11 protein-coding genes are annotated in these 14,228 nt (G+C 62.6%); 4 read left to right on the forward strand and 7 right to left on the reverse strand.

The features are described from left to right. Positions 1-68: 68 nt before the first annotated feature. Complete coding sequence (locus tag IT444_11220) at positions 69-2,261, reverse strand: glycogen debranching enzyme family protein (GenBank protein MCC7193341.1); 2,193 nt, start codon at positions 2,259-2,261, stop codon at positions 69-71. Positions 2,262-2,408: 147 nt separating this feature from the next. Here IT444_11220 and IT444_11225 point away from each other — a divergent pair, with 147 nt between their 5' ends. Next, complete coding sequence (locus tag IT444_11225; protein ID MCC7193342.1) at positions 2,409-3,221, forward strand: hypothetical protein; 813 nt, start codon at positions 2,409-2,411, stop codon at positions 3,219-3,221. Between the two features lie 74 nt (positions 3,222-3,295). Here IT444_11225 and IT444_11230 read toward each other — a convergent pair whose 3' ends face one another. The 4 genes from IT444_11230 to IT444_11245 form a co-directional block, all read right to left on the reverse strand. Then, positions 3,296-4,480, reverse strand: a complete 1,185-nt coding sequence (locus tag IT444_11230; protein MCC7193343.1) for a phospho-N-acetylmuramoyl-pentapeptide-transferase — start codon at positions 4,478-4,480, stop codon at positions 3,296-3,298. 120 nt (positions 4,481-4,600) lie between these two features. Beyond that, positions 4,601-6,214: a UDP-N-acetylmuramoyl-tripeptide--D-alanyl-D-alanine ligase gene (locus tag IT444_11235; protein ID MCC7193344.1), complete on the reverse strand. Its 1,614-nt coding sequence runs from the start codon at positions 6,212-6,214 to the stop codon at positions 4,601-4,603. Further along, positions 6,177-7,820: a UDP-N-acetylmuramoyl-L-alanyl-D-glutamate--2,6-diaminopimelate ligase gene (locus IT444_11240; protein MCC7193345.1), complete on the reverse strand. Its 1,644-nt coding sequence runs from the start codon at positions 7,818-7,820 to the stop codon at positions 6,177-6,179. The genes IT444_11235 and IT444_11240 overlap by 38 nt, the downstream gene beginning before the upstream one ends. A gap of 289 nt (positions 7,821-8,109) precedes the next feature. Further along, the gene (locus IT444_11245; GenBank protein ID MCC7193346.1) at positions 8,110-8,307 is read right to left on the reverse strand and encodes a hypothetical protein; all 198 of its coding nucleotides are present in this window, start codon (positions 8,305-8,307) and stop codon (positions 8,110-8,112) included. A gap of 218 nt (positions 8,308-8,525) precedes the next feature. Between IT444_11245 and IT444_11250 the strand changes: the two genes are divergently transcribed. Beyond that, complete coding sequence (locus IT444_11250; GenBank protein ID MCC7193347.1) at positions 8,526-8,960, forward strand: hypothetical protein; 435 nt, start codon at positions 8,526-8,528, stop codon at positions 8,958-8,960. Positions 8,961-9,052: 92 nt separating this feature from the next. Here the strand turns inward: IT444_11250 and IT444_11255 are convergent, their stop codons facing one another. Beyond that, entirely contained in the window at positions 9,053-10,192 is a 1,140-nt protein-coding gene (locus tag IT444_11255) for a hypothetical protein (GenBank protein MCC7193348.1), read from the reverse strand. 45 nt (positions 10,193-10,237) lie between these two features. Then, the gene (locus tag IT444_11260) at positions 10,238-11,299 is read right to left on the reverse strand and encodes a hypothetical protein (GenBank protein MCC7193349.1); all 1,062 of its coding nucleotides are present in this window, start codon (positions 11,297-11,299) and stop codon (positions 10,238-10,240) included. 202 nt (positions 11,300-11,501) lie between these two features. Here IT444_11260 and IT444_11265 point away from each other — a divergent pair, with 202 nt between their 5' ends. Next, positions 11,502-13,226 carry a peptide ABC transporter substrate-binding protein gene (locus tag IT444_11265; GenBank protein MCC7193350.1) on the forward strand — a complete coding sequence of 575 codons (1,725 nt, stop codon included), beginning with the start codon at positions 11,502-11,504 and terminating at the stop codon, positions 13,224-13,226. A gap of 57 nt (positions 13,227-13,283) precedes the next feature. Next, positions 13,284-14,207 carry an ABC transporter permease gene (locus tag IT444_11270; protein MCC7193351.1) on the forward strand — a complete coding sequence of 308 codons (924 nt, stop codon included), beginning with the start codon at positions 13,284-13,286 and terminating at the stop codon, positions 14,205-14,207. The last annotated feature ends 21 nt before the right edge of the window (positions 14,208-14,228 follow it).

The following is a 14,228-nucleotide window of genomic DNA, read 5'->3' on the forward strand; positions in this document are numbered from 1 at the left end:
ATGTCGCGCGGTCGTGTTGCGCTGTTGATTCCTCACAGCGACTGGCCGCGGCACGCTGCGCTTTCATTTCAACACAGCGCCAGCACGCGGAGGAGTTCCGCGACGCTCCACGCCTGGGCCATACATCCCACCGGGCGATGCGGCCACCGCGCTTCGTGAATCTCATACAACTGTCCCAGGCTGCGTTTCCGCATGAAATCCAGCAGGGGCAGCAGCACTCCGCGCGCCTCCGCCTTTGCCGAGTCGGAAAATCGGCCTATGCGCAGCACCGCCTCGGCGTACGGTCCGATCAGCCACGGCCAGATCGTCCCCTGGTGATAAGCCGAGTCACGCTCAAACTGCGGCCCGCTGTAAATCGCGTGATAGTGCGGATCGCTCTCCGGCAAAGTGCGCAATCCATACGGCGTGAGCAGTTCCGACTTCACCGCGGCCATCACGTCCGCCTGCCGCGTCCGCGGGATCGGCGAATTCGGCAGGCTCACCGTCAGCAGTTGGTTCGGCCGCAGCGAGACATCGCGATGCTCCACCCCTTCCGCATCGACCCATACGTGATCGATCAGGTGGCGACGCTCCTCATCCCAGAACACCTTGGCGAATGAACGGGTGATCCGACCGGTGAGCTTGCGGTAATGCTGCGCCCGGGCGGGATCGAGCGGCGGATGCTTGGTGAGCATCGCGGTCATCACGGTCAGGGCGTTAAACCACAGCGCGTTGATGTCCACCGCTTTACCGGCACGCGGGGTGAAGATCACGCCGCCGCTGGCGGCATCCATCCACGTCAGTTGCGTCCAGGGTGCGCCTGCGGTGATCAGGCCGTCGCCGGCCATGCGGATCAGCGGTGCCGCGTCATCGTCGCCGCCGGTGCCGCGGATGTACGCCTCGATGATGCTCACGCACGCGGCGCAGAGCCACTGGCTCCAGGCGTCCGTGTCGCCGCTGGCGTTGACATATTCCACCGCTGCATGGATGTACCACAGGCTCGCATCGACGGTGTTGTATCGGGCTGCGGTGTCGTCGTAGTCGTTGAACAGATTGGGAATCAGGCCGCCCTGGATCGCGTTGGCGAATGTTTTGAGGCACGACCGGGCGTCGGCATAGCGGCCGGTGGTCAGGAACAATCCGTGAAACGCGATGAACGTGTCGCGGCCCCAATCGGCAAACCACGGATAGCCCGCCACGACGGTCGCCAGTCGCTCGCCCTGAAAAAAGCGATCCACCACGAAGTCATCCGCCGCCAGTGTCAGCAGGGTCGGCAGCTTCGGATCGGTCGGCGTGCTGACACTCCCGCCATGAACCGACGCGGCAGGCTTTTGCCCCGCCTTGCCGACGGCGGCTGTGACCTTCTCCAGCATCGGACGCAGATGATCGATCCGAATCTTGTCATCGTCCGGCGCGGGTGGAGCTGCGTGATCTCCCAGCGCGACCGTCAGGACGATCTGCGTTTCTCCCGCTGGGTCGATCTGTGCCTCAAACTGACCGGGCAGGTAGTAATCCTCATGGTCATCCTGTCCGCGCTCACGATCGACCGGATAGTGGACGGCATACCACCACTGGGCGTGACCGGTGAAACGCGAGCCGGGACAGCGCAGCGTAACCGTGGCGGCGGGACGACGCACCGTCACCGCGTCGGCGGTACGCGCCAACGTCGGCGGCGTCGCCATCGAAGCGAAGATCTTGCCCGCCTGCCCGACCGTCGGCATCCCCGCCTGCGCCGCAGTCAGCGACTCCACATCGTCACGCCGTGACAGGCTGTGAAAGTCCCGCAGCGTCAGCATCGGCGCAAGCCGGAGATTGACCGGCTGGGTCGGCTTGTCCTTCGCCGACGAGGGCAGCATCTTCACGCGATAGCGGATCGTCGCGGCCTGCTCTTTCCAGTGCAGGCTCAGCGTGCGCGTCATCTCGACGCGCTCATGACGGTAAGTCCAGCGAACTCCCAGCCCGCGCTCAAAGCGGCGCAGCCAGCGATCGCCATGCGGCTCGGTGATCAACTCCCCGCCGGAGCCTTGGAATAGACAGGAGGTGAACCCGATGGTTTCTGAACCGATCTGGATTTCTTCGAGGACCTGGTTAAGCGTCATCACGCGACCGACGGGCGGCTTGGTCGAAGCGATGAGCAGGCCGTGATAGCGCCGGGTGTTGATCCCCGCAGCGGTACCCATCGCGAAGGCACCGGTGCCGTTGGTCAGCAGCCACTCGCGTTCGCGCAGCGCGTCATCCGCGCCGTTGAACTTCAGATCATGCGTGATGAAATCGGAGTGCATGAGACGGTTAGCGTAACATTTCTGCGCCGGCGCGCGGCTCGTGTGGATTCTCCGCGCGCTTTCGCAGGCGTCAAACGGCTCAGCGCAGGATAAGATGCGTCGCGGCGGCTCGATCGAATCAGTCACTCAACCCTCTGGGAACCGCGCATGTTTGAAACCTACTGGCAGCAGCGCACCCGCTGCAAAATCCGCGAGACGATCGCCTATGTGCTGCCGGCCCTGATTTATCTGGGCCTGCTGGCGGCCTATCTGATCTCGCCCGATTTTTATCTGACCTATCTCCTCGAAAGTTCACAGCGCGAGTATCAGGCGGTGGAGCTGGCGACCTTCGCCTTCGCGCTGGGCAGCACCGCCACGCTGGGCTGGGCAGCCGTTTCGATGTACCGCAGCACCACGCAGGCGCGGGAGCGAGGTCTGATCTCCTTTCGTCCGGGACTGGCCGGGGCGGGTGACGGCCGGGGCGGCGCGATCATCGTCGCCGTCGTCGCGCTGGCGACGCTCTTTCTGGCTCTGGAGGAGATCAACTGGGGTCAGACGTTTCTTCACTGGGGCACGCCTGACTTTTTCAAATCCGACGCCACCAACCTGCACAACAACATCCCCAAGGTGCAGACGCTCGGCTCGCTCTTTGTCTCCACCGTGCTCTGGCTGATTCCGCTGCTCTGGTGGATGAGGCCGCGAATCCGCCTGCCGCAGGACTGGGCGCCGGCAATCGCCGAGGGGCCGGTCATCATCGCTCTGCTGGTCGCCTACATCCCGTCGGAAGTGAAGTGGCTCTACCGCTACGCGGTGCCGGATTACGAGCATCAGACGATCTACATCAATTATCTGGAGGAGCTAAAAGAGCAGAAGGAAATGCTCGTGGCTCTGTCGCTGATGATCTACGGGATTTACCGCGTCTTTGCAGCCAGGACGCTGGCGCGGGTGGTCGCCCAGCTGACGGGCGCACCGCGCACCTGAGCCGGACGGCATCGCTGCGTTTTGTGTGTTTAACCGTACCGAAAAAGATCAGCCGTGCGTCGCCGGCCCTTCGTTCACCGCAGCTTGATCGTCGCCAGCGCGATGGCAGCCAGGATCGCGCTGATGAGCCAGAAGCGCGTGACGATCATCTGTTCGTTCCAACCTGAGAGATGGAAGTGATGGTGGATCGGCGTGCATTTGAAGATGCGCTTGCCTTTGGTGAGCTTGAAATAGACGACCTGAAGGACGACGCTCCCCAGCTCGAACACGAACACCCCGCCGATGATCAGCAGCAGAAACTCCTGCCGGATCACCACCGCGATGTAGCCGATCAACCCGCCCAGCGGCAGCGAGCCGGTGTCGCCCATGAACATCTGCGCCGGATGGCAGTTGAACCACAAAAAGCCGAGACAACTGCCGCACATCGCGCCGGCAATGATCGCCAGCTCATCGCTCCGGGGGATGTAAGGCACCAGCAGAAACTTCGCCAGCTCCTCACGACCGGCGATCAACGCGAGGATCATGAACGCAAACGCCACGATCGCCATGATCCCGCTCGCCAGCCCGTCCATCCCGTCGGTCAGGTTCACCGCATTGGACGAGCCGGCGATCACGACGACGGATAACGCCACGAACGACCACGTGCCCAGCACGATCAGTTCCGGCGAGGGAACCCAGTTGCCCATCGCGTTTTTAACCCAGGTCTTCGCCAGCGGCAGCGTCACGCTGTGGCTCATCACGGAAATATGATTGGGGTCGTCCAGGAGCTTCGTCGCGCCGTGGTGGTGAATGAAAATCCCCAGCAGCAGCGCCAGCCCAAACTGAAAGAGCAGCTTCTCCGGTCCGTAAAGCCCCTCACGGCGTTTGGTCTTCTGCCGCGCACCCGTGAGCTTGAGCCAGTCATCCACCAATCCCAGAACATGCAGCCACACCAGACAGATCAGCCCCATGTGAACGTAAAAGCTGCGCAGGTCCGCCAGCAGCAGCGTCGTCACGAGAATCGCCCCGGCGACGAGTATCCCGCCCATCGTCGGTGTGTTGGCTTTGCTTTTCGTCAGCTCGTTGAGCGACTGGTTGTAAAACTCCGGCGAATCGCCGATCTTCAGCTTCAGCAGCCAGCGGATCGTCCGCTTGCCGAACATCAGCACAAACAAAAACGCAAAGATCAGGCCGATGATCGCGCGGAACTCCGGGTATTCCAGCACGCGGAAATAGCCGGGCAGGTATTCGCGGAAGTAGCTGACCAGGACTGGAATCATCGGATGCTCTTTGGGGCCGATCATCGGCGAGCGGCACGGATCACGAATAGTTTAGTTTTCCGCAGTCACCCTGCTTGCATGCAAATCATCAGGCCGCCGCTGCTCCATCAGGCGGCATCTTCAACGAAACTTCTCCTCGATCGCCGGCAGCAGACGCTCGAGCTTCATCCCGCGTGACGCCTTGATGAGCACCGTATCGCCGCCCCGGAGCAACGCCGCCACCTGCGCCGGCACGGAATCATCCCATATCGGGAAAGCCACGATGCGGTCCTGCGACCAGAGCTTCGCCAGTGCTTCCGCGGCAAAGAGCGAAAGCTGCCCGATGAAGATCACCAGATGGATTTTCGGATGGTTGCGGTCCGGCTCGCCCTCCCAGGTCTGCGTGTCGCGTTCGGCGATGGTCCGGCCAATGCTCCGATGCAGATCGGGCGCGTACGCGCCCAGCTCGAACATATCACCCAGGATCGCCACGCGCCGACCGCCGGCAGGCAGCGCGAACTGCCGGAGCGTCATGATCGCGCCGGTGACGGACGCGAGGTTGGCGTTGTACGCATCGTTGATGATGGTGATCGCACCCGCTGCCGATGCGAGACGGCGGACGTTGAGCCGCATCTCCACCGGCACGGTGCGCGCCAGCGCAGCCGCCATCGCGTCCAGTTGCACGCCCAGCCGCCGACCGACGCACAGCGCCGCCAGCGCATTGACCGCGTTATACCGCCCCACCAGAGGCAGCGTCACCCGCACCGCGCCGCCGTCCACTGTGAAGGTCTGCGCTGCGTCGTCCTGAATCACCTGCGGGTCATCGGAAAAATCACAGACGCTCTGTGCATGGCGGCCATAGATCACGACCTCCAGATGAGGCGGGAGCAGACCGAGCCGCTGGAAATAGGATTCCATCACCGCGCCTTCGATCACCGCTGCGCCGTCGGGCTTCACATATTTCAGGATCGCCGCTTCCTCGCGGGCGACGCCGTCGAGCGTGCCGAAGAACTCCATGTGCTCCTCGCCGATCGACGTGACCACCGCGATATCCGGGCGGACGATCTGCGCCAGCGATTCGATTTCACCGGGATGATTGGTGCCGACCTCGACGACCACGAACTGATCTCCGGCAGGCAGTGCCGTCGCTTGCTGTGCTGGCGAAGCGTCCGTTGGTTGAGAAGCGATGCGTGTGCTCAGGATGGTCAGCGGCACGCCGATGTGGTTGTTGAAACTCTTGGGGCTTTGTGTGCCTTTGAGGGTCGAGGAAAGCGCGGTGTGGATGAGATTTCGGGTGGTGGTTTTGCCGTTGGAGCCGACGACCGCGATGACCTTGCAGCCCGCCGCCGCCAGCGTGTCACGGTAGGCTGCCGCGAGTTGTTGCAGAGCGGCGAGCGTGTCGGCAACGAGCAGGACGCCGGTAGAGCGCTCCGCGTTTTCCTGTCGGCTGCTCAGAAACGCCCGCGCCTTGGCTTCGTCGCTGACGATCAGCAGGGCTGCGCCGGATCGAGCGGCCGCATCGAGAAAATCGTGACCGTCGAACTTCGCACCCTTGAGCGCGATGAAAGCCTCGCGCGGCCGGATCTCACGCGAATTCGTGCCGACACCCGACAGCATCACGTCCGGATCGGCTGCGGCGAGCCAGCTCCCGCCCGTGACCTTCGCGAAGTTTTTCGGCGTCCAGAAATCCATGACACCTCGAGCGCCGATGCGCTCCTCAACTCCTGGCCCGGAGCGCCCTGGCTGCTTCTTCACGGTCGTCAAAGTGCCGCTTGGTTGTTCCAATGATCTGGTAATCCTCATGCCCCTTGCCCGCGATCAACACCGTGTCTCGTGGTGAGGCGGATCGGATCGCCCGCGCGATCGCGGCCGCGCGGTCCGGTTCGACTTCCACTTCCAGCCCGCCGTTCTTCGACTCCGGCGCGCGCCGCGACATTGCGACGATCTCCGCCGGATCGACTCCCTCGACCTCGAAAGTGCGAACCCCCGCCGGCCGCAACGCTGCAGGCACACCCGTGAGCACCTGACCGATGATGAAAGCCGGGTCTTCCGTGCGCGGATTGTCGCTGGTGACAATGACGTGATCCGCCAGACGACAGCAGACCGCAGCCATCTTCGGCCGCTTCGTGCGGTCTCGATCACCGCCGCAGCCGAACACTGCGATCAGCTTTCCAGGCGTCACCGGTCTGAGTGCCGAGAGCACGTTTTCCAGTGCGTCATGCGTGTGTGCGTAATCGACCAGCACCGTCGGGAGCGTCGAGGCATCCCCCGCTGACGGGCGCACCGGTTCGAGTCGTCCGGGCGGCGCGGGACATTTTTCCAGCGTGTCGTGGAGGCCCTTGGCGATCGAGGCGACGCAGTTCGCAGCGGCCATCGCTTCCAGTGCGTTGATGACGTTGTGTCTGCCCACCAGCGGCAGGTCCACTTCCACACCGCCCCACGGACCGTCAAACTGAACACGGCTGTGCGACGCACCCAGATGCAGAATCGTCGCGGTCGAGGCGATCGCACTTGATGCGCCCTGCGTGTCGGACGCCAGCGGTGACACCGCCCTGCCTTCCGTATCGCTTTTGATGACGCGGCATTCGACCACGCGAGCGCGGCAATTTCGCAGCATCCGGCCCGCCCAGGCGTCGTCACGATTGACCACCGCCCAGGCGCTGGGCTTGAGATTCTCAAACAGCATCGCCTTGGCTGCTGCGTATTCCTCCATCGTGCCGTGGTAGTCGAGGTGATCACCGGTGAGATTGGTAAAAATGGCGACGGCGAAGTCGAGGCTCCCGACCCGGCCCTGATGCAGGGCGTGGCTCGACACTTCCGCGATGGCGGCGCGGCAGCCGTTTTCCACCATAGCCGCCAGGTGACGGGAAAACTCGATGCCGCCGGGGGTGGTCAGCTCCGCTGCGGTGCGTGTCGCGCCGTTGTCGATGAGCACCGTGCCGATGACGCCGGTCTTGACTCCCGCGTTTTGCAGCAGGTGTTGCACGATGAAGGTGATCGTGGTCTTGCCATTGGTGCCGGTGACCGCGATGAGCTGGAGTTTTTTTCCCGGCTCGCCGAAAAACCGCTCCGCGAGGCGCGAGACGAAAGCGTGATCGATTTTCGCGGCTGAGAGCAGCGTGACTTTTTCACTCAGCGCGATCGCAGGCGGTGCATCACCCTCAATCAGCACCGCGGCTGCACCTTTGCTCAGAGCGTCGGCGATGAACTTCGAGCCGTCGGACTTCGTCCCGCTGCGCGCGATGAACAGCGCGCCGCGCTTCACGAGTCGTGAATCGTCGGTCAGGTCCGTCACGGCACACTGGGCGTCGCCGCGGATGAGTTGGAGGCCCAAGCCTTCGATGAGTTCGGAGAGTTTCATGTTGATCCGGGCCGGAACCACGGGGCCGATCCCGTCTCCAAGCCCTTCCACCGCGTGATTTATCGGTCTTGGTCAGGGCGCGTGAACATATTTTCCACTTGCGATCCTTCACCCGCAGTCTGACGAATTCCACTTCTCGCGCTCGACGGCGACGCTGACGTAACCATCGCTTGATAAACCCCGCCTCGGATGACGAGGCGACCGGACAAGTTGACTGCCAACCGACGGCACGACACAGCCGCCCCGCGACAAGTCGGGCGGGAGTCAGACGACCCGGTTTCCACGGGATTTAGTGGGACGGCGCGACCGTTACCGAAGGCGTTGAGCCTTCGCGCACCCACCGGCTAAGACGGCCGCGGCCACCCTGCGCCAGCGAGAGTCGGCGGAGGTAGTCCTCCAGCGCGTGCTGATTGAAATGCACCAGAAAGCTTTCGTCGGCGGTCCGGTTCATCGTGCGGATCGCTTCGATCAACTGCTGCTTGCTCATTGTGCTTCTCCAGCGAGGTCGGGACTCTACGACACGTGCCCCTCCGGGCGTCCCAGCCCAACGCAGCCTTCCTGGCTCGCCAACCATCGGCACAGTGAAGAAAAAACCTTGAATGTGTAACTCACACGGACTCGCCGGCACACCTGCTAAGCACGATCTGCCCGGATGAATCCCGTTCCGCACTTCAAGCCGTCCCGCCGGTTCGTTATCCTTATGTCATGGGAATCATCGTTAACGGCCCGTTTTCGGGTAAACCGGTTAAGGTCCGCGATCAGGATGTCGGCCGCGCAGTACGCGACGAGGAAGGGCGCATCTTCTACGTGCTGCCTAAGAGCGACGGCGCAGGGTACTACGGCGCACCGACCCGTGCAGGCGGAAAGAAAGACGAAGAACGCGCCATTCAGATGGAGAATCGTCACGCCATCGCGCGCGGGAATGTCCACGAACAGGTCGAAGCAGTCCACGACGCCACCGGCAGGCGACGCGGGATGCGCGGCAAAGTCGTCGTCATCATTCTGCTGGCGATCTTCGGCGGGCTGGTCTGGTTCGCCAAGTGGGGACCGATGGGCGATCTGACCAAAGCCTGGACGAAGAGCGAAGCTCCGCCGAAACAGATTCCCGTCGATCCGCCGACCGCAGAACCAAGCCGGTAAACGGCGCAGCTCGCCCAACCGCACACCGCAAGCGGCTGCGCTGACTGACACGGGTACTCGATTGCGAGGCTTCCGCTGATGCGGTGCGGCTCTTAATTCCACGTCCAGACGTTTTCGTACACGACATCCGGCTGAGGATTTTTCCAACTGGGGATGTTGCGCGCGTGGTCGCGCTTCCACCACTTGGCGCGGCCTTCACGCAGCAGCCAGATCTGCGTCCGAACGGTGTGTTCGGCTGGCGGACCGCCGGGCAGGAGAATGTCACCATCGCCGGCGACCTTGCCGCGCGGACCTCGATATTGCAGCAGATCACGCATCGCTTCGACGGTCGGCGCACGCTTGGCTTCATCCAGCAATTGACGCATCAACTCGCGCCGCGGATCCTGTGCCGCCCAATAGGCTGTGTCAGCGCATACCGGCGGCAGCCCGCGCATCAGACGCGAGTTTTCACGGCAGGTCTTCGCGTGCGCCTGAAGCTCCGGGTCTTCGACAGCCATCCCCGTGACGAAACCGAATCCGTCCGGCTTCCAGCGCACCTTCATCTTCCGCGTGGTTTTCTCGATCTCGGCGACACGGAGATCGCGGTCGATCACCATCCGGTTGCCCGGTCCCCAAAAATCGTTGTACCGCTCGAGCATCTCGACCGCTTCGGCTGCGGTGCGGCAGTAGCGCGCCACCAGCGCTTCCATCGGCACGGGGAACAGCTCCGGCGATACCTCATCGCAAGGCAGGTTGCAGGAGACGCCGTCGAAGATCAGAAACTCGTTGCAGATCGGCCAGTAAGGCGGAGTGATGACGGCGTCGGCGTTGACATCCCAATTCTTCGCGCAGATCGGGCCGGCATCACTGGTGGGGAAAAAGACCATCGAGCACTCGTTGCGGCCCCAGGTCAGACCGCGACCGGCTGCCACTTCACGCACGAGAAACAGCCACCCGCCGCAGTACGACTCCCAACGCGCTTCGTCGAGCTGCGCGCCGTCACGCTGGCCACGCCAGCGCGCCTCCACCAGTTCACGCACTCCGCGCAGCTCAGGATATTTCGTCAATGACGGCCGGGCAGCCAGACGAGCGCGATTGAAATTCCGCAGCAGACGCACCGCTTCCTCACGCGGAACCTGCAACTCGTCCTGAATCGATTGCAGATACTGGTCGGCGTGCTCACGCACGACAGCAGCGATCGGAACCGTCTCCCTGAATGCTGCCTCATACCACGATTGGATCGTCCATAGCATGTGCGGACTCCGGCAGGATGCGAACACCGACCAGACGAAGCGCATTCAGTTCCAGAGGAAGACATCCTTCTGCTGGATGTCTTCTTTTCTGTTGAGCCAGCTGGGGATTTCCCGCTGATTATCGCGCGCCCACCAGAGCGAGCGGCCTTCCGCCAGACAGTGGATTTGCGTCTTGATCGTGTGTTCGATCGGCGCATCGCCGGGGAAAAGCACGTCGCCGTTACCGGCGACCAAGCCGTCCTTTTCACGGTACTGCATGATGGAGCGGAGCTTTTCGACGGTGGGGTTATGTCGCGCCTCGTCCATGAGTCGGTTCATGAGGATTCGCCGTTTGTCCTGCAACGCCCAGTACCGAGTGTCGTTGCAGGGATTGGGCAGGCCGCGTTCGGCGAGCGACTCAATCCGCCGCTGGTTGACGAAGGCCCAGAGTTCCGGGTCTTCCTGTGTCATCGCGGTCACGAAGCCGAAGCCGTCCTTGCTGCGGCGCACGGCGACACGGCAGGCGGTTTTCTCGAACATGGCGACATCGTTCTGACGATCCGCCAGGAGCATGTTGCCCGGACCCCAGAAATGGTTGTAGCGTGTGAAGAGTTCCACGGCTTCGCTGGTGTTGCGACAGTAGCGACCGGCGAGCGTCCAGACCGGCGCGGGAAAAATCTCCGGTGACTGCTCATCGAGAAAGACGCCGCTGGACACGCCGCCGGCAACGAAGTGTTCATTGATCGCCGGCCACTGCGGCGGCTGGTACGGCTCGTCAATGGTCGTGTCGAGATTGCTCGCCAGCAGCGGGCCGTGATCGCTGCGCGGGAAAAAGGCGACCGAGCAGTTGGCCTTGGGCTTGACCCTTCCGCAGCAGATTTCACGGTGATAAAAGAAATATCCATCGGCGTCGATGGCGGCTTCGAGATCGCTGAGTCCCGCCCCTTCCTGGATGCCGCGGCGTTGCGCCAGGATCAGATCGTGCATGCCGCGCAGCTCCGGGTAGCGCGTCAGGCTGGGTACCGCGTCGATCCGACGCCGCCACGAATCCTGAAGCGTCCGGGTCAACTCGTCCAGCGGCATGTCGGGCAGCTTTTCCCGGTAGGTGCCCAGGCGGAAGTTGGCCATCTTCCTGATCTGGTCCGCGTTTTTCCGGGCGTTTTCCCGCGCGGACAAATACCATGATTCGATTGTCCACATCATTGCATTTCCAGTAAGGGGGAGAACATGAAATTGTAACCCGATCCTCCCGCGATTTCCGCAGCCTCAAGCGGGCGCGACGTCTCGACCGATCCAGCCATTCCGGGCGGGAAATACGTATGCTTTGACTATGCGATACCTCATGCCCCTGATGCTCGCGCTCCTGCTCGCCCTCTCGTCCTGCGGACGATCTCCGGAGCCGCGCGAAGCGGACCTCATCTTCGTCTCCATCGAACATAAGTTTCTCGACCCGCAGCGCATGACCTGGCTGCATGACATCCGCATCGGCGAATGTCTCTTTGAGCCGCTGCTGCGCTTCCGGTTGACCGACATGACGGTCGAAGGCGCGACAGCGGAGCGATGGGAAGTATCCAAGGATGGTCTGACCTACACCTTCCACCTGCGGCCGGCGGCGCAATGGTCCAACGGCGACCCGGTCACCGCGCAAGACTTCGCCTTTGCGTGGCGACGCGCGCTGCTCCAGGAGTTCGCCTGCGATTACTCGCAATTCTTCTTCCGCATCAAAGGAGCACGCGATTTCTTCGACTGGCGCACCGAGCAACTGGCACGCTTCAATCAGTCCGGTGCCGACAAACCCGGCGCGGCAAAGCTCTGGGAGCAGACGCAGAAAAAGTTCAAGGAGACGGTCGGCATCGCCACGCCTGATGACCTGACGCTCGTCGTCACGCTCGAAAAGCCATGCCCTTACTTCATCGAACTCTGCGCGTTCACCACCTTTGTCCCCAATCACCGCGCCAGTCTCGAAAAGGAAATCAAGCTCAACGACAGCACCGGCCTGCTCGAGATGGACGACACCTACTGGACCGATCCCAAGCGGCTCATCGGCAACGGGCCTTACGTCCTGGTCCGGCGCAATTTCAAGATCGACCTGCTGCTCCACCAGAACCCCTGCTACTGGAACAAGGCGGGAATGGGCAACACTTCGATCCTCGAAAAAGTCAGTGAAGACCCACAATCCGCCATGATGATTTACAACAACGGTGAAGCGGACTGGCTGCCCGACATGCCCACCGCGTCGGCACTGGCGGCTGATCTGGTCGCGCAGAAACGCAGCGACGTCCACCTGGTGCCCTCGGTGGCGACGTACTTTTACAACTTCAACTGCAGCCAGACGCTGCCCGACGGCCGAAAAAATCCGCTGTCGGACCCGCGCGTCCGACGCGCGCTGTCGATGGGGATCGACCGTGACACGATCGTGCGTCAAGTCACGCGGCTCAACCAGCCGACCGCGGTGACCTTCACCCCGCCGGGTACGCTGCCCGGTTACCAGTCACCCGTCGAGGCCGGCACGCACTACGACATCGAGGCCGCCAAAAAACTGCTCGCCGAAGCGGGCTATCCGGGCGGCAAGGGTCTCACCGGCATTTCCATCCTCTTCAATACCGGACAGGGCCATGAGACCGTCGCTCAATTCATCAAGCGGACCTGGGAAGAAAAACTCGGCGTCGTGGTAACGCTCGAACCGATGGAGCAAAACAACTTCGCGGATCGGCTCAAGAAACATGAGTTCACGATTTCACGCGCCAGTTGGTTTGCCGACTACCGCGACCCGACGACGTTTCTGGACAAGTTCCAGACCGGGAACGGCAACAACGATCCGGGCTATCAAAATCTGGGCTACGACGAGCGACTCCAGCAAGCTGAGAGCGAGACGGATCCGGCGCGGCGGATGGCGATCCTGCGCGACGCGGAGTCGCTGCTGATGAGCGAGCAGCCGATCGCGCCGATCTATCACTACGTCAACCTGCACGTCTTCAACGCTGACAAAGTTAAGAACATGAACCTCAACGCATGGAACTTCCGCCGACTGGAGCTGGTGAAGGTGGAGAAATAGTCGGCACGGGCGGGCCTGATCCTGCGGAGCCGCGTGCGGTTCATTACACTTGCACCCATGCCTCGCTTCATCCTCTGGCGGCTGTTGCAACTGCCCCTGATCGTCGCGGTGGTTTTCCTCGTGACGTTCACGCTGGTGTGGTGGCTGCCGGGAAATCCGCTGCTGCGTCCGGACAATCGCCCTTCGCCGGAGATCGAGCGTGCCCTGCTGGCGCAGTACCACCTTGATAATCCGGTGACGTTCATGGGTGAGTATCTGCGTGATGCGCTGCACGGCGACTTCGGGCCGAGCCTCCAGTTCCGCGATCAGCGGGTGTCCGACATTCTGCGTGCCGGCCTACCGGTCAGCGCCGCGATCGGTGCGGCTGCGCTGGCGCTCGCCGTCGTCCTGGGTGTCGCCGCCGGAATGCTCGGCGCCGTCAGGCCGGGAACCTTCGCCGACTGGATGAGTCAATCCGTCGTCCTCATCGGGGTGAGTCTGCCCGCCTTCATCACCGGCTCGGTGCTGCTGGTCATCTTCGGCGGGCTGCTCAAATGGTTTCCCGTCAGCGGCTGGAAGTGGAATGATCCGGGCTATCTCGTCCTGCCCGCCCTGACCATCGCGCTGGGGCCGGCCGCCTACATCGCGCGACTGGTGCGGCTGGGACTGGCGGACATTCTCAACGACGACTTCATCCGCACCGCCCGCGCCAAGGGTTTGCCGCCACGAAAGGTGCTTTTCAAGCACGCGCTGAAAGTCGCGTTCCTGCCGGTGCTCTCGTTCCTTGGTCCCGCAGCCGCTGTCACGATGACCGGCTCGTTCGTCGTCGAGCGTGTGTTTTCCCTGCCGGGCATCGGCACGCACTTCGTCACAGCCGTGCTCAACAAGGACCAGTTTCTGATCCTGGGAATCGTGACGATTTTTTCGACGATGCTGATCGGGTTTAACCTGATCGTGGATGTGCTATACGCAGCAGTCGATCCGCGGATCGAGTTGACGTGAGAAAGCCGCGGTGCAGAAAAG

The organism is Phycisphaeraceae bacterium (assembly GCA_020851465.1).
In the GTDB taxonomy this organism is placed as follows: domain Bacteria; phylum Planctomycetota; class Phycisphaerae; order Phycisphaerales; family Phycisphaeraceae; genus JADZCR01.

Bases quoted from the DNA above. Each gene is read 5' to 3' on its own strand.
- IT444_11240 (MCC7193345.1), bottom strand. From the start codon at position 7,820: ATGAAACTCTCCGAACTCATCGAAGGCTTGGGCCTCCAACTCATCCGC.
- IT444_11255 (MCC7193348.1), bottom strand. From the start codon at position 10,192: ATGCTATGGACGATCCAATCGTGGTATGAGGCAGCATTCAGGGAGACG.
- IT444_11245 (MCC7193346.1), bottom strand. From the start codon at position 8,307: ATGAGCAAGCAGCAGTTGATCGAAGCGATCCGCACGATGAACCGGACC.
- IT444_11220 (MCC7193341.1), bottom strand. From the start codon at position 2,261: ATGCACTCCGATTTCATCACGCATGATCTGAAGTTCAACGGCGCGGAT.
- IT444_11250 (MCC7193347.1), top strand. From the start codon at position 8,526: ATGGGAATCATCGTTAACGGCCCGTTTTCGGGTAAACCGGTTAAGGTC.
- IT444_11265 (MCC7193350.1), top strand. From the start codon at position 11,502: ATGCGATACCTCATGCCCCTGATGCTCGCGCTCCTGCTCGCCCTCTCG.
- IT444_11270 (MCC7193351.1), top strand. From the start codon at position 13,284: ATGCCTCGCTTCATCCTCTGGCGGCTGTTGCAACTGCCCCTGATCGTC.
- IT444_11225 (MCC7193342.1), top strand. From the start codon at position 2,409: ATGTTTGAAACCTACTGGCAGCAGCGCACCCGCTGCAAAATCCGCGAG.
- IT444_11230 (MCC7193343.1), bottom strand. From the start codon at position 4,480: ATGATTCCAGTCCTGGTCAGCTACTTCCGCGAATACCTGCCCGGCTAT.
- IT444_11260 (MCC7193349.1), bottom strand. From the start codon at position 11,299: ATGGCCAACTTCCGCCTGGGCACCTACCGGGAAAAGCTGCCCGACATG.